General features: G+C 35.5%; 16 protein-coding genes. 7 read left to right on the top strand and 9 right to left on the bottom strand.

Annotated elements, in window-relative coordinates; all coding sequences use genetic code 11:
* The first annotated feature begins 152 nt into the window (after positions 1–152).
* Together glcP and LN051_RS02030 are read left to right on the top strand one after the other, a co-directional pair.
* Positions 153–1,493 (top strand): glucose transporter GlcP, encoded by a 1,341-nt coding sequence (gene glcP, locus LN051_RS02035; protein WP_229292966.1) that lies wholly within the window; start codon positions 153–155, stop codon positions 1,491–1,493.
* A gap of 130 nt (positions 1,494–1,623) precedes the next feature.
* On the top strand, positions 1,624–2,652 hold the full coding sequence (locus LN051_RS02030; RefSeq protein ID WP_229292965.1) for an NAD(P)/FAD-dependent oxidoreductase: 1,029 nt from the start codon (positions 1,624–1,626) through the stop codon (positions 2,650–2,652).
* Positions 2,653–2,694: 42 nt separating this feature from the next.
* Here the strand turns inward: LN051_RS02030 and LN051_RS02025 are convergent, their stop codons facing one another.
* From LN051_RS02025 to LN051_RS02010, 4 genes are all read right to left on the bottom strand, one after another.
* Entirely contained in the window at positions 2,695–3,138 is a 444-nt protein-coding gene (locus LN051_RS02025) for a DUF2871 domain-containing protein (RefSeq protein ID WP_229292964.1), read from the bottom strand.
* Between the two features lie 66 nt (positions 3,139–3,204).
* Complete coding sequence (locus LN051_RS02020; RefSeq protein ID WP_229292963.1) at positions 3,205–3,834, bottom strand: YcnI family protein; 630 nt, start codon at positions 3,832–3,834, stop codon at positions 3,205–3,207.
* Positions 3,835–3,852: 18 nt separating this feature from the next.
* Positions 3,853–5,097 (bottom strand): copper resistance CopC/CopD family protein, encoded by a 1,245-nt coding sequence (locus LN051_RS02015; RefSeq protein WP_229292962.1) that lies wholly within the window; start codon positions 5,095–5,097, stop codon positions 3,853–3,855.
* A gap of 201 nt (positions 5,098–5,298) precedes the next feature.
* Positions 5,299–6,960 carry a Na/Pi cotransporter family protein gene (locus LN051_RS02010; RefSeq protein ID WP_229293598.1) on the bottom strand — a complete coding sequence of 554 codons (1,662 nt, stop codon included), beginning with the start codon at positions 6,958–6,960 and terminating at the stop codon, positions 5,299–5,301.
* A 702-nt stretch (positions 6,961–7,662) separates the two neighbouring features.
* Here LN051_RS02010 and LN051_RS02005 point away from each other — a divergent pair.
* The 4 genes from LN051_RS02005 to LN051_RS01990 all read left to right on the top strand — a co-directional run bounded on the left by LN051_RS02005 (position 7,663) and on the right by LN051_RS01990 (position 13,007).
* Positions 7,663–8,601, top strand: a complete 939-nt coding sequence (locus LN051_RS02005) for a magnesium transporter CorA family protein (RefSeq protein ID WP_229292961.1) — start codon at positions 7,663–7,665, stop codon at positions 8,599–8,601.
* Between the two features lie 623 nt (positions 8,602–9,224).
* Positions 9,225–11,351 carry a helix-turn-helix domain-containing protein gene (locus LN051_RS02000; protein ID WP_229292960.1) on the top strand — a complete coding sequence of 709 codons (2,127 nt, stop codon included), beginning with the start codon at positions 9,225–9,227 and terminating at the stop codon, positions 11,349–11,351.
* A gap of 88 nt (positions 11,352–11,439) precedes the next feature.
* Positions 11,440–12,309 (top strand): UTP--glucose-1-phosphate uridylyltransferase GalU, encoded by an 870-nt coding sequence (gene galU / locus LN051_RS01995; RefSeq protein WP_229292959.1) that lies wholly within the window; start codon positions 11,440–11,442, stop codon positions 12,307–12,309.
* A 359-nt stretch (positions 12,310–12,668) separates the two neighbouring features.
* Positions 12,669–13,007 (top strand): DUF4889 domain-containing protein, encoded by a 339-nt coding sequence (locus tag LN051_RS01990; RefSeq protein ID WP_229292958.1) that lies wholly within the window; start codon positions 12,669–12,671, stop codon positions 13,005–13,007.
* A gap of 52 nt (positions 13,008–13,059) precedes the next feature.
* Here the strand turns inward: LN051_RS01990 and LN051_RS01985 are convergent, their stop codons facing one another.
* From LN051_RS01985 to LN051_RS01975, 3 genes are all read right to left on the bottom strand, one after another.
* Positions 13,060–13,962, bottom strand: a complete 903-nt coding sequence (locus LN051_RS01985; RefSeq protein ID WP_229293597.1) for an EamA family transporter — start codon at positions 13,960–13,962, stop codon at positions 13,060–13,062.
* A gap of 166 nt (positions 13,963–14,128) precedes the next feature.
* A complete protein-coding gene (locus tag LN051_RS01980) occupies positions 14,129–15,202 on the bottom strand; it encodes a M42 family metallopeptidase (RefSeq protein ID WP_229292957.1) in 1,074 nt (357 codons plus the stop codon).
* Positions 15,203–16,014: 812 nt separating this feature from the next.
* The gene (locus LN051_RS01975) at positions 16,015–16,371 is read right to left on the bottom strand and encodes a DUF3139 domain-containing protein (protein WP_229292956.1); all 357 of its coding nucleotides are present in this window, start codon (positions 16,369–16,371) and stop codon (positions 16,015–16,017) included.
* A 194-nt stretch (positions 16,372–16,565) separates the two neighbouring features.
* Between LN051_RS01975 and LN051_RS01970 the strand changes: the two genes are divergently transcribed.
* Positions 16,566–18,167, top strand: a complete 1,602-nt coding sequence (locus LN051_RS01970; RefSeq protein WP_229292955.1) for a M20/M25/M40 family metallo-hydrolase — start codon at positions 16,566–16,568, stop codon at positions 18,165–18,167.
* Positions 18,168–18,241: 74 nt separating this feature from the next.
* On the opposite strand, the gene LN051_RS01965 is transcribed toward LN051_RS01970, so the two are convergent.
* Both LN051_RS01965 and nreC read right to left on the bottom strand, forming a co-directional pair.
* Entirely contained in the window at positions 18,242–19,402 is a 1,161-nt protein-coding gene (locus LN051_RS01965; protein WP_229292954.1) for a nitrate/nitrite transporter, read from the bottom strand.
* A gap of 310 nt (positions 19,403–19,712) precedes the next feature.
* The gene (nreC, locus tag LN051_RS01960) at positions 19,713–20,363 is read right to left on the bottom strand and encodes a nitrate respiration regulation response regulator NreC (protein ID WP_229292953.1); all 651 of its coding nucleotides are present in this window, start codon (positions 20,361–20,363) and stop codon (positions 19,713–19,715) included.

Raw genomic sequence — 20,363 nt, 5'->3', positions numbered from 1 at the left:
CATTTAAAACTAAAAGTCATGTTTCATTTTTAAATGTCATAATTTCGTTATAAGCATACACAAATTATTCTCAAATGTTGAAAAATTATAATTTACGAATTATTTCTGAAAGCGTATACTTAATCCATACTTAATTAATTGGAGGTTACCTGATGAAAATCAATAAAAAGCTTATTTTCTTTATTGGTGCTTTAGGTGGATTACTATATGGATATGATATGGGAGTCATTTCCGGTGCGTTATTGTATTTACAAAACGACATTCCATTAACACCTAAATTACAAGGAATGGTTGTTGCATCGATGTTATTTGGTGCTATTTTTGGCTCAGGGTTTAGTGGCCCTCTTTCAGAAAAATTAGGCCGTCGACGTCTCGTCTTTATTATTTCAATTATCTTTATCGTTGGCACACTCATATTAGCACTTGCACCTACAGTTGAAATTGTCATCTTAGGCCGCTTTATTATTGGACTTGCTGTAGGAGGATCTACGGCTATCGTTCCAGTATATTTATCTGAACTTGCACCTACAGAAGCACGTGGTTCACTAAGCTCACTCAACCAGTTGATGATTACAATTGGTATTCTTTCATCCTTTATCGTCAACTATGCGTTAGCGCCGTTTGAAGCGTGGCGCTGGATGTTAGGTTTAGCAGTTGTTCCTTCATTAATCTTGATGATTGGTGTCATCTTCATGCCAGAAAGTCCACGTTGGTTATTAGAAAAACGTGGCGAGAAAGCAGCACGTGATGTCATGCAACTGACGTACCCTGCGCATGAAATTGACATTGAAATTGCAAACATGAAAAAAATCAATGCCATTTCAGAAAGCACATGGGATGTTTTAAAATCCCCATGGTTACGTACAACAATTATTATCGGTTCAATTTTTGCGTTACTTCAACAATTGATCGGTATTAATGCCATCATTCACTATGCTCCGACAATCTTCCATAAAGCAGGTCTTGGTGACTCAGCTTCTATTTTAAGTACTGTGGGTATAGGCGTAGTGAACGTTTTAGTTACGATTGTTGCAATTTTAATTATCGACAAAGTGGATCGTAAAAAGTTATTAATGGCAGGTAACTTAGGTATGGTCTTCTCATTATTAGCAATGAGTATTTTAATTTGGGCTTTAGGTGTTGAGGCATCTGTATGGATTATCATTATTTGCTTAGCCTTATTCATCGTTTTCTTCGGCCTTTCATGGGGTCCTGTATTATGGGTAATGTTACCGGAACTCTTCCCAATGCGTGCACGCGGTGCTGCTACAGGTATTTCTGCACTCGTATTATCTATCGGAAGCTTACTCGTAGCGTATTTATTCCCTATCATCAGCAGTATTTTAAATGTTCAACAAGTATTTTTAATCTTTGCTGTTATGGGCATTATCGCTTTCTACTTTGTAATGAAATTTTTACCAGAAACACGTGGTCGCAGTTTAGAACAAATTGAAGCAGATTTACGTGGTCGTACTGTAGAAGAAAAACATTAATAAATCGATATAAAGCATCTGTCTTTCACAAAAGTAACGTGAATCGCGCAGATGCTTTTTTGTAATATCCATTGATAATTGTTCTCATTTGTATGATAATAATGTTATCTAGAGAAATGAGGGAAATCACATGAAAGATGTCACGATTATTGGAGGAGGTCCTGCAGGCCTATATGCCAGTTTTTATGCTGGACTGCGTGGTATGGACGTTCAAATTATTGATGCGCAACCAAAATTAGGCGGAAAAATGTGTTTATATCCTGAAAAAATAATATGGGATATTGGCGGTGTTGCCCCTAAAACGTGTTACGAAATCACTCAAGATGTTATTCAACAAGGCTTGCACTTCAATCCTGATGTTCACCTCAATTCAAAGGTCACAGATATCCAAAAAATAGATCATCAGCACTTTAAAGTTTTGACTGATTCCGGTCAACAATTTTCATCCAAATCGGTCATTATTGCTGTGGGCGTTGGTATTATCCAACCTCAACGGCTCCAAATCTGTAATGCTAACCGTTTCGAACTGACGAATTTACATTATGTCATTCCTCAATATGAACATTTTAGAGATAAAGTTGTCCTAATATCTGGAGGCGGCAATACTGCACTAGATTGGGCAGAAGCACTTTCCCCAATTGCAAAATCGGTTATACTTGTTTATCGAAACAGTGATGTTAAAGGTCATGAAGCAACTTGGGAAAAGCTCAATCAACGCGATGTGATTTGTCATGCCAATACGGCCATTTGCGCGCTTGAAGGTAGTCCTGAACATTCATACCGTATTGGTACCGTTACACTTTCTGACACTCAAACGAATGAGCGGTTCCGATATAACGTCGACGAAGTGATTATTAGCCATGGATTCGAACGCCAACTTGACTTATTAAAAAATGCTTCTTTGGATATTGAAACACTTCCCGATGAACGCATTGCGGGGCAAGGAAATTCTCGTACAAATATAGACGGTATCTTTGCTTGTGGTGATGTGCTACACCATTCTGCTAAAGTTCACCTTATTACAAGTGCATTTAGCGATGCCGGTCATGCTGCAAATTGTGCGAAAAATTATATTGCACCAGATGCCCCAGCTGAAGGACATGTATCAAGTCACAATCCTATATTTAAACAGGCTAACAAACAATTTTTACCTAAATAAACAAAAAACCAGTTACAGATTAAACTGAAACTGGTTTTTTGTTTATTTTTTCTTACGTTTAACAAGGGGTTCGCCCTCGCGCGGCTCTGTGATAATCGCTTGTCTTAATAAAAAGAATAATAATATGAATCCAGCTGTTATCGTCACGTGACCAATACCAGCAAATCCCGAAATACTAGCTGATAGGGGTTGTTTAGACACTTGCATAAAGCCTTTTGTGAATTGCATACCTACCGTGACTAACACACCTAAATTATAGATGATATAAAACCAATTGAAGAGATAATAGCTACTAATTTTGAATAGCTTTTCAATCGGGATTAACATTAAAAACATAAACATCCCTAATGTTAATAAATGCGTATGCATGACACTCATTTGTGTCTCACCTGTAAAGTTGTAATGTACGGTTATTTCACGATAGGCAAAACCGCTAATTAAGCCTAATGCAGTGTAAGCCATGAATGTATATAGGATACGTTTCATTTGTCATCATCTCCTATCTTTAATCACATTTATTATGACGATTCCATCATCACGTGTCAATGTACATTATTTGTCTTTATTTCTTGGTAAATTACGTTTGAATAGCGCAATCAACGCTACTACTAAAGCTAAAATAGAAACGATCCATAATGCTGTATCTGAAACTCCAGTTTCAGATGATGCATGATCATCACCATGATGATGCCCGTGGCCACCTGTCGTTCCACTTCCCTTTTTCACTTCAGTAACCGGTGCTGGGTGCTCGCTATCAGCGTTTTCATCTGTCCACGATACTTTTTTACCATCTTTGTATGTTTGAACCGCTTTCCACATGAATTTACCCTCTTTTTCAGGATTCGCTACAACTATCGGAAAGTCAACATGCTCATGTTCACCAATGCCTTTTCCTGTCGCTTCCCATGTGATTTTCTTAATGTTACCTTGTTTATCTGTTTCAAACGTATGCTTGAAACCTGGAACTGGTTCTACCGTTGATAAAGACACACCGTCTGGAACTTCCAATTCTAATTTAGTTGTCGGTACAGCACGTTCAACTGGAACGCGAACACTATATTCATCATATGACCCCGGTTCACTTGCATTAGGCGTTAGTGTCACATGCGCTTCAACATTTGACAGACTTCCTAACAACACACTTGCAAATACGATACTGATTAACCATTTCACACTTTTCATTTGTCCACCTCTTAAATTTTATAAAATCTCAATTTGGCTCATAATTACGCCAGCAAGAATTAAAATAACGCCTAATGCCAATTCCAAGAACAGGATAGGCTGATGTATTTTCTTTTTACTTTTCATTACTTTAAATGTTTGATAACTGCCAAGTCCCATCATAATCGTCGTAACAATTACTTTCGTATACCACAATGTACTATATAACGTTAAATGTTCTAAAAGTTTAGAGAACGTCGTTTGGTCGATCGTCATTAATATTCCAGAAATTATAATCATCAGCACTGCTGTTACATTTAACTTAAATAAAAGTGCTCGTAAAATCGGTACATACGAATGGCGATGCCGTGCCAATACATATAGCACAAGATATAACAAACTGCCTAACCATAATGAAATACCTATTAAATGAATCATTCTAATCACGATTGAATAAATCGGTACAGTTTGAGACCAAACATGCCCTGATATTGCCATAGCTATCATAATTAAAAACGGCATACTATCATACCAAATTGACTCCATATTTCTTAAAGCAAACAATGTAACTAGTAATAAGAGTGCAACGATGGAAAAGACAAATGGAAACTGTAGCCATACCGTGAAATCCAGAGACAAAATTTGATGAATAACCGGTTGTGGCAAAGTCATAAGATATAAAATGCCTGTCCCTAAAGTGACCATTAATAAAATGGTTGTCACAGAATGATATTTCGGCAAAATAGGATGTATCGGCAGATCTTCTCGCTCCATAATACGATTCACTAAATACAAACCGACAAGCGTTAACAATAAACTTTGTAAAAGAAAGCGCATCGCTCCCCACCAAAATGACACATCTGACAATAATGGTTGCGTAGTATCAATAGACGTCGCTGTCTGTTTACCAACGGAAAATAAATATTTCCCCTGCATATCATGACCATCTTGAGCGATTGTTTCCCATTGAACTAAATAGGTCCCTTCTGTTAAATCATCCACGTCATATGTTAATGTTTTCGAAAAACCTGACGTATTTGGCTTTATATCCGATATTACTTTCCCTTGGTCATTGTAGAGCGTTATTTTCGAATATGCCGCATTGACCGGCTCACTCATTTCCAAATGAATATGGTTCGGTGATTCTGAAATCACTTCACTGTTAGCCGGCTGCGCTTTTTCTAAAGTTGCATGTGCAGATACAACATTAAATTGTCCCCCGAGTATGTAAATAAATAAAAACATTACGATACTCCAACATGAAATCGTTCTGACCAATGTCAATTTAACCCCCTCCTTAAAGTCATACAAGCAAAATTGTATCAAACACTGCATTGAATACAATAACTTTTGCTATCGTTCATTGAATTGTAAAAATATTAAATAATGCGCTAAAATGGTATTTCTTTTCCAAAACAACGCGCCGATAAAATCCATTTAGGGACTTTATCGGCGCTTTACATATATCAAATATATATTTTTATTTTAAATGTCATGTGTTGCAATCTCTTCATCTGTAGGAACGTCATCATTCAAGCCCACTAATGACTCAGAAATATTACGTGCATTATAACCGATACGTTCTAACACACCAATCATATCGATATATAACAAGCCACCATCTGTGGAACATTCACCACGATTTAAACGTTTGATATGGCCTTTACGTAATTTATGTTCAATGTTAAATGATTCATGACTGCGTTGCACAACTTCATCCTTTTTCGTCGTGTCGTACACATCTAACATGTCTATTGCTTTATCGAATGATTCAGTCACATGGCGAAACAACTTGTGAACTCCTCGTTCTGCGTCCTCTGTCAAACGAATGTCTTTCGTATGTTGACGCTCAATTTGCTCCACATATTCTTTAATTAAATTAGCCACTTTTAAAATAGAACGATTCACATCAAACATTACCGCTAAGCGTTCGACATCACTCTTATTAATATCCTTCGTAGAAATACGTACGAGATAGCTACGAATACTGTCATTGATAGTTTCAACCGCTTGATGTTTTTGTTCTAATTTTTTTACAAGTTTTTTATCTATCTTTGGTTCATCCTTAACATCATCAAACATAGAATTGACAATGTTCCCTACATTTTGCAATTCTTTTTGTGTTTCCTGTAATGCCACACCTGGTGCATGGTAAACAAGATCTTTATTTAAATGTTGCGGTTTGTAATCTTCAGTCACATCTTTGCCCGGAACAATTTTCGTTACAAGCCATGCTAATGCAGCTACAAATGGTAATTGAATGAGTGTATTTGTTACGTTAAACGCCCCATGTGCAAAAGCGATTGCCATCGCTGGCTTTAAGTGCCATGCTTCTTGGAGCATGCCAACAAGGTGAATAACGATAGGTAAAAATAATGAGAAAATCACAACGCCAATCACGTTGAAAATAACATGTACAAATGCCGCACGTTTGGCAGCAAGTGAACCTGCTAAACTTGCTAAAACAGCCGTAATCGTCGTTCCAATATTATCACCTAACAATACAGGAATGGCTGCGTCTAAACCAATCATATTTTGTTGGTAAAATTCTTGCAAAATTCCTATTGTCGCACTTGAACTTTGGACTAAGGCTGTTAAAACAGTACCTACAAACACCCCAAGAAGAGGATTTGCAGACATATCAAGCATTAATTGTTTAAACCCTTCCAGTTCTGATAAAGGTTTTACTGCATCGCCCATAAATTCTAAGCCGAAAAATAAAGAACCAAAACCAAATAAAATACGACCAATGTTATTGATTTTAGAACGTTTAAAGAAAAAAATTAAGAATGCGCCAATTGCCAAAATCGGCATAGCATATTCTCCTAAATCAATACCAATAATAAATGCTGTTACGGTAGTACCAATATTCGCTCCCATAATAACACCGATGGCTTGTTTCAATGTCATAAATCCAGCTGTAACAAGTCCGATAGTGATGACTGTTGTCCCTGAACTACTTTGAATCAACACAGTTACGACGATACCAGCAATTACCCCTAATACTGGATTCGATGTAAACTTGTTTAAAATATCGCGTAGCCTATCCCCTGCTGAAGCTTGAAGCCCATCTCCCATAACTTTTAAGCCGTATAAGAAAATACCTAGACCGCCTAAAAATGAAAAGATGACTTCCATAACCGACATTTCCATTATTTCACCTCTATTAAGCTTTATATAACTCGATTATCGCTCATTTTTGTAAATTTAATATTAAGATTTCGTAAAAAATAATTAAAAGTAGTGTTTTTTTACAAGTTAATCGTAAAATAAATCGCCTTAAACATAAATTTACTATATATAAGTCACATCATTTGAGTTTACATTAGTTACAGAAAATACACAATCCAAATTATGTGAGCTGCTTATATTCTCATGACATTAACTACAAAGTCAATTATAATAAAAGCATTATCGAAAAAGACATCACGTTATGCGTGAACAAAGCGATGATGCATATCGAATATTTCTAATGACAATCAACAACATGACAAGACAATCGCACCTCAAGAGATAACATCATCTTCTCAATTTTTACTAATAACCTGTCGGAGACGCCTACTAATAAGCAACTTGAAATCGAAAACTTTCTAAGCAAGGTTCATCAATCACTTTAAACGCAATGACGATGATTCTTTCCGCATCATCATTTAAAATGTTTATATCCTATTGAAAAAGGTAAAGCATTGATTGCAAAGTTAAATCAAGCGCAAAGTAAGTTGTTTTAAAAAGATAAAAAACGCTCGTGGCGATAATTGGTACGCTTTATATAGAAGGGTTTTGTTGGATGCAGACAAGACTTTCAAAGTATACCTCACTTAGGGTCGCACCACGAAGAAGGAGACGACAATGATTACAGCCTATCGTAATAATGAGGACTTATCTATTGTACAAACAAAAGATTGGTCTAATGCGCAATGGATAAATGTTGTGAAACCTACACAAGAAGAGAGTCAAATGTTATTAGATTTTTTCCCTTTTCCTAAAGACTTTTTAGAGGATGCATTAGATAGTGAAGAAAGTTCTCGTATTGAAAATGATGAAAGTGGTTATTCACTTATTATTAGTGACTTCCCTATCCTTAAAGATGACCAATATGAAATCAAAAGTTATCATACTTCTCCACTAGGCATCATCATTGGTAAAGGGATTATCATTACCATTTGTGGCCGCCCTTTTGATTATTTCGATCATCTCTTATATCAACGTATCAATCTTAAATTCAAAAGTCGCTTCGCATTAAATTTATTATATGAAATGTCTTCTGAATTTAACCGTGCTTTACGTCTTTTAAATAAAGAACGACGTCAAGTTGACATTAAGCTACAAAAACGTGTGACTAATTTACGCCTTTATTTTTTAAGTGAAATTGAAAAAAGTCTTGTTTACTTTATTGCATCGCTTAAAACTAACGCTTCAACCCATCGAAAGCTCTATCGCTTATCTACACTTAAGCGCTTTTCAGACGATGATGAATTGCTAGAAGACGTTCTAAATGAACATCAACAAGCTATTGAAACGACTGAACTATATTTAAGAATTGTTGAAAGTATGACCAATTCCTATGCCTCATTACTTTCAAATCAACTGAATACTACAATGCAAACATTAACGATTTTTACGATTTTACTTACGTTACCAACGTTAGTTTTTAGTTTCTTTGGCATGAACGTACCTTTACCTATTGATGCTCAATCTGGCATTTCATGGATTATTGTCATTGCCATTTCGCTTCTCCTAGTCGTACTAACATCAGTGCTATTATGGCGCAGTAACAGGCTTAAATGAATGAAGACAGCTAGGCAAAAGCAGTTAAGATTTGAACAGAATGTAGCCCATAAATATTGATCCAATTGTGTTGAAGCGTGAACATTCTGTTGAAAATCCTGCTTTTGAGCCTCTGCTTGTCGGTTTTATTCAACATATCTCTTTCTTTTATTCATTGTTTAAAGATTGTATTGGCTTTTCGCTTCAGCCCCATTTTAAACGATACCTTCGATCATTTTAAAAGCGCCTACGAACACTCACTTTAAAATCCACATATTAATGCAACGATAATTCATAATAGCTAAAATTCAACTTAATTTATGACATATTTACAAAACCAGTAAGCTGCTTACTACGAGTAATTCTCTATTTATCAAATTTTTCCCTCTTTTTTCTATTATCCTCCTACTTCTCTCATCCGTTCATGTGAAATAGTCCTAATTTTTATATTTATTTTTAAGTTTCATGTCTATTATTTACTACTATCAATACAAAATATGTCTAATAATATCAAAAAGTGCTAATAAAATTAAAATAAAAGTTTGAATATTGTTGTTCATTACATTTAGTTCTATAATACTAATTATTTATAGCCAAACTTTAACTGCAATAAGAATAAATTTTTAGTAAGTGAGGTTACATCCATGCAAAGCATCCATATTGAACTATTTGAGCAATTGCACACAGATTCATATCGTTGCTTTAATGCTGTAGAACTCTATTTCTCTCTAGATGGAAAATTAAAAATCCAACATAATGGTTTAAATAAAGAAATGTATTATCACGTTGCAATTATTAATCACAGTGATCTTATTAAAATACATCATGCTCAAGCATTGATTAAAGTTACGTTGCCACTTCACTTATTGATGGAGCTACATCCTACTTTTTTAAATGGTTATTTTGATGATTCAAAGCTAGGCGCTCATGAACACTTGCGCGACACAATCCAATCCATCATTACGCATCAAGATGAAGCCTACCAATCTAAAACATTGCACGCATTAATTCAAACGATGTTGAATGAATGTTATATACCTTGTGAAGGGATTTATACACCTGAAATACAAGTTGATTCTGAAATGTTCTCAAAAGTTTTAGATATTATACATCATAAAATCAAACAAAAAGTTACGCTTCAATCATTGGCAAAATCATTTTTTGTGTCGTCCTCTTATATATCAATTTTGTTTAATGAACAGCTCGGATTTAACTTTAAAAGTTATACGGTAACGTTAAAATTAAGTTTATCGCTTCCTCACCTATTATGGAGCAATGAATCTATCTATGATATCGCTCAAACTTTTGGATTCTCTAATTACAGTAACTATTCTAAACAATTCAAACACTACATCGGAGTAAGTCCATATACATATAAAAAAGCGCACACTGCTACCGATTCAAAGATTATCATTCATCATAAAAACTCTGATATTTTTCAGCAATTGAGTCAAACCGGTTTTGAGGACGCTAATGCTCCACTTTCAATAAATATTGATGCGATTACAAGTCCTACGCTTTTCAAGTTACCGTCAATTAGACTCAAAATGACCCATTTAGAGGAGATTTTGACACAGCAAAACTTTTTCAACTCTATTAGAGATATTCTAAAGGAGCAAACACATTATTTATACTTTGACGACAGTACGAATGTAAAACTGTCACACCTTAAAGGGCAAAAAACTGAAGAAATCTTTCGTATTATGCGTCATAATCATTTACATTTCAGTTTTAAGATGACATCACTGTATGATTATGAAATGCTTGAACTGCATTTTTTAAACGATATCCGAAAATTGACACGTCTTATTCCAAACTTTGATTTAAATCTTCCATCCGTCAATATTTTATTTGATTCAAAAAATTTAACACATAAAGATATCGATTATTTAGCCGAACGTTTCCAAACCGTATTTCACCGATGTGAATTTGAAATTTTAATCCCGTATGATATACAACCGAATGTGGATACATTCCTTCAACAATTCCAAAATTTAAAAACAACAATCACCGGTTATACTTTTGACCTTTCTCAAACCCAAGCGCTTGGAAATTCCAATATTGCGACGCTATCATCCTATGAACACATGTTTAAGAAGTGGCAACAAACGCTTTCGCATGCAACATCAACGGAATATATTACTTCCTATTCGCTCATTGGTATAGCAGCAACATTATCTAACCAAAGTAATCATCATTCTAACGCTTTAACACCAAACGCATGGCTAAACTTTATTATTAATCTAGATACTCCTTTGACCGCTATTGAATTACCTTTAATGACTGATTACGCTTCAGAACTCGGTTACATTAATAAGCAAAACTTAAATACAATGGTGGCTTTTATTTCAGAGTTGTTGCGTCCTTTTTCACAATCCTATGTCAAAAGGCAAGAATATGCCATGGTAAAACAAACCGATTACAATTATGAAATCTTATTAATTGCGTCACACTCGAATATGTTAAAAGAAGCTTCAGAAGCAACAACCTGTTTTCAAATAACTAGCAATTTAATTCACGACAAACATTTAGTTATTATTCGGACTTATGATGATGAAACGATGAATGTGCGTCGTCTCATACAACACGACGCGCATACTTACATCCCTAGTAAGCACATTCAAGCGATTCAAAAAACCCTTCATTTAAGGCAACATATTTTGATACATGACTTTAGCACAGGGCCTTTAGAAGTAAACGTCCAATCATCACAAATCAAAACAGTTCAAATTTATAAACAATCCACCTCTATTTTGAATGATTTAGATTAATATCGCCTCTAGCTCACTTTAGTATTTCTTATACTTTTGTACTATAATAGAAGTAATGACAAAGATTGAGCTAGGAGGCTATTTTTTTATGTCAAAAATAAAGAAGGCAATTATTCCAGCGGCAGGTCTAGGGACACGTTTCTTACCTGCGACAAAGGCAATGCCAAAAGAAATGTTGCCAATTCTCGATACCCCGACCATTCAATATATTGTTGAAGAAGCTTCTCGTGCCGGCATCGAGGATATCATTATTGTGACAGGTAAACATAAACGTGCGATTGAAGATCATTTTGACAATCAAAAAGAACTTGAATCCACATTAAAAGAAAAAGGTAAAACGGACTTACTTGAAAAGGTACAACATTCAACAGATTTAGCGAATATCTTTTATGTACGTCAAAAAGAGCAAAAAGGTTTAGGTCATGCGATTTGGACAGCCCGTCAATTTTTCGGGAACGAACCTTTCGCCGTTTTATTAGGGGACGATATTGTTCAATCTGAGACCCCTGCTATTCAACAATTGATAGAACAGTACGAAACAACACAAAAATCTGTAATCGGTGTTCAAGAAGTACCTTATGAAGATACCTATCGTTATGGTATTGTAGAGCCAAAAGCTCAAGATGGTCGTCGATATGAAGTCAAACAGTTCATTGAAAAACCAGCTGCTGGCACTGCACCATCCAATTTAGCCATTATGGGGCGTTATGTACTCACACCAGAAATTTTCAATTATCTGGGGACACAAGATGTTGGTGCTGGTGGTGAAATCCAACTAACAGATGCTATTGAACGTTTAAATCAAGATGATCAAGTTTATGCCTACGAGTTTGACGGTACGCGCTACGATGTCGGTGAAAAAATTGGGTTTGTAAAAACAACCTTACATTTTGCACTTAATGATCCGTCTATGAAAGAAGAAATTACAGACTATATCAAAACACTGTTAGCAGAATAACAACATATAACAAAACACAGGATTTAAGCAGTTCGAAATGATAGATATAGCTTTTTCAATTTTGTCTATTGTGAACGTTCTGTCGAAAATCCTGTTTTTTTCTTATATATACCAATTTCCCGGGAAATTATTCCACGTTTCAACATCTTATTTCATGATGCACCGTTAGAAATGACACAGGCGTTATCTTAATCTTGCCCCTTTTTATTTACGTATGATTTCATCTTTTACCGTTCATTTCAAAACAAATTTTTTCATTCTAAAATTTTTGTCACAATTTTGTCGATATATCTACCCCTTTTGATTTCTGCCAACTTCCTATACAATAGCATTATATTATTTAAAAGGAGCTTTATTTCATGAAAAACAAACAAACGCTAGGGTTTATTTTAATTGGTATCATGGTTCTTGCTACAATCATCGTTGTCGCTGCTATCATGATGTCAGGTCAAAAAGAAACATACTACGGTTATATGAAAGACAATACAACAGCTGAAAAAGTAGTAAGTGAATCTGAAAAAACAGTTGAAAAAGATGTAAAAATCCCAACGGACAGTGATTTCCAACCTAAAAAAGGCGACTTTGTAAAACTTGTGACGAATAAAGGCGATAAAGACGATTATGTGAAAAAAGAAGTTGTGTCACATGACGATGTACCTCATGGTTTAATGATGAAAATCCACGAAATGCACCATTAAGACATAAAAAAACGATTCAGTTAATTACTGAATCGTTTTTTATTTTACTTATTTATTTTTTCATAACAGAGAGCACGACTACCATCATAATAATGCACACTACACCTACAAATTGCCAAGCACCAAAACCAATATGAAGCCAAACAACAGAAGTTACTAACGCCATTAAAGGTTCAATGGTGCCTAGCAATCCAGTCTCATGTGGAAATAAATAATTCAAACTATCAATATAAAACCAAAAGGCTAGCATCGTACCAAAAATAATTGCAAACCAAAAGAATAGATGTGTTTCTAGCGTCCAACTGGACAGATCGATCACCCATGGCGGATGCATAAAACTAAGCGCAATGCCTCCGATAAACATCGCCCAACCAACAACATTGAGAGAGCCCCATCGTGCTAATAAATTCACAGGATATATCGTATAAAATGCTAAAGCAACAGCAGATAATAGCCCCCAAATGATTGCCGCTTTAGGCACTTGGAGGTTTTCAATGTTACCATTCGTTAATAGTAAAAAGGAGCCTACTAAAGCTAAAATAACTGCAATCGCTTCTTTACGTCCAAATGTCGTCACTTTCGTCATCACTAAATAAATTATCATAAAAATAGGGCCTAAATATTGTAACAATGTTGCTACCGCAGCATTTCCATGACTTATCGATGACATAAATGTAAATTGCACTGCTAGCATACCTACAATGCCAAAAATAATGATTTGCAACGCCGCACGCTTATCACGCCATATTAGAAACACTTTTGAGCCTTGTGTAAAAAAAGCAATGCCTATAAGTAATAGTCCTGATATGATTAACCTTACCGCAACAAACCAACCTACATTTATATTTGCGTATTGAAACAACCATTGAGACACTGTACCACCAACACCCCAGAACGACGCCCCAATAATTACTAACATGTATCCAAGCCATCGTTTTTGTACATGTTGCATGATACCGCCCCTTTCTCACATTGATGTATTGCAATTAATCTAACATGAACTTGAGTTGTATTACAATATTAATTTTTACATTATTTGTTAAAATGCTTGTTTTAAGTACTTGATACATCCGCTTCGTAAATCATTGTTGAAATACAATGGCATCGCTTATCTAAACGACTTACCAAATCATATTTTCAACGGTTTCATCATCCAAATCTTTAATGACTTCAGTCACTAGGCGCACCGCTTTTTGATAATCTTCTTGATGTAATACAGACACATTCGAATGCATATAACGTAATGGCACTGAAATACAAATCGACGGAATACCATCTAATGATGTATGAATGTTACCTGCGTCCGTACCGCCACCAGGCATCGTATCAAACTGTAACGCGAGATTATGCTTTTTAGCCACTTTTTTCACATGACGGACCAACCCAACATGCCCGATATTCGAACCGTCAAGCGCAATCACAGCAGGCCCTTGGCCAAGTTTCACATCGCCATCTTTCTCCATTCCAGGAGAATCATAAGCGATACAAACGTCTACAGCAATCGCCAAGTCAGGTTTAATTTTATGTGCCGCTACTTTAGCACCACGTAAGCCCACTTCTTCTTGAACATTAGCGCCCGCGACAACATTGACGTTCACTGACTCATTTTTCAATTCATCTAAAACATCTACCGCCAACGCACAACCAAATCGGTTATCAAACGCTTTAGCTGTCATATAATTGTCATTCAGCAACGTTTCAAATTCAGAATAAGGCGTAACCATATTGCCAATCTCAATACCCGCCGCTTCTGCTTCGGCTTTATCTTTTGCACCAACATCTATAAACATTTGCTTTATATCTACAGGTTTTTTACGTTCTTCAGCCCCTAATACATGTGGGGGCTTAGAACCAATAATCCCTCTAATTTTTCGTCCTTCTTCAGTAATAACCGTTACCTTTTGTGATAGCATAACTTGATTCCACCATCCACCGACAGGGGTGAATTTCAGATAACCATTTTCGTCAATTTTAGTGACCATAAACCCTATCTCGTCTAGATGGCCAGCAATCATAATCGTTTTACTTCCAGATTGTGCTTTTTTCTTTCCAAAAACACCACCTAAGTTGTCATAAATCATTTCATCACTGTTAGGCTCAAGCAAAGCTTTCATCGTATGCTTTACATCATATTCATGCCCTGCAATACCATCAATGTCTGTCAGTTGCTTCAATAATGTTTTCGTATCTTTCATTCTTTTTATCCCCTTTCAAAAATGTTTATCTCTATTATATCAAAAGTCTATACCGTCTACCCCATTCAAACGCGCGTTAAAAGATTAAAATAAAAAAGGATAGGACTTTCGTCGTCCCATCCTCTCATATAAAACTTATACACTTAGCATGTGTCGATTTCACTTTGTAATAGTGACATCTTTGTTGTTAAATCTACTTCAATTGTTATTTTTAAAGCGTCTACGTTTGGGTTGTTACGGTCAATTATCAAATCGCTATAGGGGGCTGCTAAGTGTTGAAATCATGACGTGCCAAAATGTCTTTTTATTGACTGCTAAAAATTTAATCTATCCTGTTTTATAAAATGTACGATCATGCTCATATAAAACACTTAAATCAATTTCAAAAAAAGTTGGGACAAACGTGTCTAGGAGGTGAAAAAACCAAAAGCTAAGCAAAAACGTTCTTCAATTTGGGTGTGTGTCGTGAACATTCTTTAAATACTTTAGGAAACCGCTTGGTCGATTTCCTAGCGCTTTGGTCCAACTCTGTCCCAACCCTATCTCTAATATAAAATCATTTGATAGTCTACTCAATTAAGTGTGAATTAAACGTTTCTTAAATATTATTAAATCTTCAAGGTACTTATAAATTGATGGCTATTATTTAACCTCTTCTTGTTGTGTATAAGGTTTTCTTTCATAAATTGTGAAACTGAAATCACACCACCGCGCTATAAAAACAATTTAAAAGACCTCAAAATCCATTTTGTCGAATTTTAAGGCCTTTGTGAGGTAACAAATACGCTATTGTTTCCCTATTATTATGTGTATTATTTGAGTTTGTATTCTTCATCAAAGAAGTTATATTTTGCTTTTTTGTCATGTTTCTTTGTTTTAGCATCGAAACCTTGCAAGAAAAAGCCTCGCTTTAAATGGATTGGCTGTGCGATGTAAACATTTTTTTCATCGCCTTTAAAACGCAGTTCTTTATAGAAAATGCCTTTACGTTGATCGTAGTCACTTTTTTCGTCAATAATTTTATCTTTTAAGTTCTTTTCAACTAAATATTGATCAATGAGCTTAAAATTTTGACTTTTTTGATACCCTTTATAGGCAAAGAAGCCAGCAGCGACTAAGACGAATAAAATGACAGCAACTAAAACAAAACCTAAAATTTTCTTTGCCATGCTTTCTCCAACTTTCTGTTCATAGTCATTAAATCTATATTATCATAGATTCTTTTTATGACGCTAATCGAACATAGGAAGTCACATAAATTTCATAAAGCACGTCTAAAAATTAATCGTTGTGCTTCAAAACTGAAAACCCTTACAATTGAAGTTGAATCATTATTATTTCATTTGACAAGGGGGATTTACAAATGAATATGAAATGGCAAACTGCCTCAGATAGAGAAGCACTGCTCAAACAACTTGTAGCACATTCTAGTGTGACACATTCTGCCGGAGAACGAACGTTTCCATATATGATTCGAAATAAGCTTATGACGATAGATTATTTTAAACAACATCCAGGACATGTACAACTCGTAGCCACAAATGATCAACGTCACGCTGTGGTCGCATTTTATAAAGCACCTCAATCTAAAAGTACCATCACACTTATCAGTCATTATGACACAGTAGGTATTGAGGATTATGGACCATTTCAGGACCAAGCGTTCGATATGGATGCCTTAACTGACGCATTCAAAGAAGATAACAGCTACCTTGGGGAAGTCAGTCGAGCCGATTTAGAATCAGGAGACTATTTGTTTGGCCGTGGTGCTATGGATATGAAGCCTGGTCTAATGTTACATATGGCATTGCTTGAGAAAGCTAGTATAGAAAACTGGGATGTCAATTTAATTTTGTTGACGGTACCCGATGAAGAAGTCACGTCAAAAGGCATGCATGCAGCTGTTGAATACGTAAATGAACTTCGAAAGCAACATCAACTTTCAATCCAATTGCACCTTAATAGTGAACCTACTTTCCAACAAGCGCAAGATGACAGCAACCATTACTATTACAGCGGTTCTATTGGTAAAATTATGCCTAGTGTATTAGTGTACGGCCGTGAAACACATGTCGGCACGCCTTCTAATGGCTTAAGTTCGAACTTCTTAATGAGCTATATTCAACAAGAAATAGAATATAGTTTAAATTTCAAAGAAACTTTTGAAGATGAACAAACGCCTATGCCCGTAAGTTTAAAGGTTACGGATATGAAAGATTATTATGATGTACAAACGCCTTTTCGCTCAGTCGCATTGTTCAATCTGTTTTTGTTTAAACGGAATGCGAATGAAGTATTCAAACATTTTAATGAAGCTGTTAAAAGGGCTGTTGAAAAAGGCATGACTCAATACGAAGCGCGTATTCGTGCTGAAGGTATTACATCTAATATAGACATCAATTACATGACTTATGACGAATTGTATGCACATGCTGTAGCGATTCATCAAGCGACAACCGTAAATCAAATGATTGACGATGTTATCGCACACGAATCCGCACCACATCTTCAATGCATTACTATAGTAGATACATTAATGACGCTGTGTCGTGATTTAGGGCCTTCAGTTATTACCTTTTTTACACCGCCTTATTATCCTGCAACAAATACATCATTTAATGCACTGACTGAAGCTATAGGGGAAACGATTCGTGAGACATCAAGCAGTCAATTTGAACGCCATTCAGAGCGTATTCATTATTTTAATGGGATCAGTGATTTAAGCTATGTGGCGCCTTCGCCAAATGGTTCGGGTTTTGAAGCTTTTGAAAATAACACGCCTATTTTTAACCAAACCTATAAAATACCTTTTAAAGCAATCGAAGAAATTCAAGCGCCTTTACTAAATTGTGGCCCAATCGGTAAAGATGCACATAAAGTCATTGAGCGTATTCATAAACAAAGCGCTTTTGTCGAATTGCCTGTAATTTTAGAATCTATCATTCGCAAACATTTTTTAGACTAAACACAAATAACGAGAATGTGACTAAGCATTGGCTGTTCAATTAGCCAATAACCCCGTCTCATTCTCGTTATATATTACACTGTTGCTTTTTCACGTTTTGTTAAATGCATCATTGTTAACAATGCGATTACACCAAAGACACTTAATAAAATAAAAGCAAGGTGACTTGTGCCAGTTATCGCCGCGACAACTGAAATGACTAAAGGTGGGAAAAATCCTCCAAGACCACCCATCATTGACACAATACCATTTGCTACGCCCGCTTCAGTTGTAAAGTAATGAGGGACAAGTTTGAAAATAAGGCCATTACCAATACCTGCGCAAATACTCACTGTAAGACAGCCGACAGTAAACAATACAATATTTTGTGAAATGCCTAATAAAAATGAACCACACACCATAATCGTAAAGAAGATTTTCAACATTGTAACAGCATTAAACTTATCTCCTAACATTCCTCCTACTGGACGTAGAAATGTCGCTAATGCGATAAATACGCCTGTACGAATTCCGGCATCTACTTTATCAATACCAAAGTGTGTCACTAAAAAGTTTGGTAAGAATAATCCAAATGCTACAAAAGCACCAAAAGTAATGAAATACCAGAAACTTAAGTAATACAACTTATAGTTTGCCATCAGTTTGCGAGATTGTTCCACGAGTGGCACTTTAACTTTTGGTTCCTTACTATCGCCTAAAAAGAACATGATAATCGCAAAAGCAGCCATAACAATAAGGTATAAACGAACTGTTGGTTGCCATCCAATGAGTCCTGCGATTGGTGGTGCTAAAAATGCCGATACTGCTGTACCTAAATTCCCCATACCATAAATCCCATTAGCTAGACCGACTTTGTCTTTTGAAAAATATTTTGGAATTGAAGTGACACCTACCGAAAAGATTGCGCCTCCAACACCTAAAAAGAAGCCTGCAAACATTAATGCACTTGGCGATGACGCTTGACTAAGCAGAAAAATTGGAATTAATAATACAATAAAGCTAGTAAAAAATACCCATTTGGCCCCGATAATATTCGTTAAATATCCGAAAGGGACACGCAGTACTGAACCTAAAATCACCGGTATTGCTAAAATAATAGATAACTGTCCACTTGAAATTTTAATATCTTGTGAAATAAACGGCATGAGTGGCGCAATAATACTCCATGCCATAAAACCAGCTACAAGACTAAGCGTTTGTAATCCGAGCTGAAGACTGCCTTTTGACTTATTCATTTTCTTTCACCCTTTTTACAACGTATGAAAATGTTAACTTTTTCTATATCGCTTCATTTTCATACATGTTATAGATTTCAATTTTAGTGTATCTTCTTTGTGAAATTTATAACATAAGGATTTACCCTATACACATAGCGGCGCTTCCCCTAATCCCAACCTTTATTCATGAGGCGTTATCACTAAAAACTTGCGAGATTCAAAAATTCATCCCTTGATCGTTACACCTCGTTATAAACAACAAAAATCAAAAAAGTGGCAAAGCGTGCTCAAATTACAGCATCCCTTTACCACTCATCTTTGATTGATATTAAAAATCTAATAATTTTTTCTTCAATGCGTATTCAACAAGTTCCGGCTTAGATTTCAAATTAAGTTTATCCATAATGCGTGTTTTATGCGCTTCGACCGTTTTGACAGAGACAAATAACTTTTCAGCAATATCTTTATTCCCATATCCTTTAGCGATTAAAGGCAAAATTTCCAATTCGCGTTTGGACAATATTTTAAATGGATCATTTGAAAAAGAAGCATCATCTGAAGATTGAACAAATTCTTTCACTAAAGATGTTGTCATCTTAGGGTCAATAAAAGTCTCCCCTTTATAAACCGTTCGAATCGCCAACAATAATTGCTCATCTGGGGCATTTTTTAAAATATAGCCACTTGCGCCACTACGTAAGACATGAAATAAATACTCTTCATCGTCATACATCGTTAAAATTAAAATTTTCGTTTTAGGAAAACTATCTAAAATTTTACTTGTCGCAATAAGTCCTGATTCCCCAGGTGGCATACTTAAATCCATGATTAAAACATCCGGTTCATATTTCATGACCATTTGGTAAGCTTCAACACCATCTGCCGCAGTGCCTACAACTTCCATATCTTCTTGAAAATTTAAAATCATTGAAAAGCCTGTACGCACAACCGCATGATCATCTGCTATTACGATTTTCAA

This window comes from Staphylococcus ratti (genome assembly GCF_020883535.1).
Lineage (GTDB): Bacteria > Bacillota > Bacilli > Staphylococcales > Staphylococcaceae > Staphylococcus > Staphylococcus ratti.
This window is presented reverse-complemented; position numbering and strand designations above follow the sequence as displayed.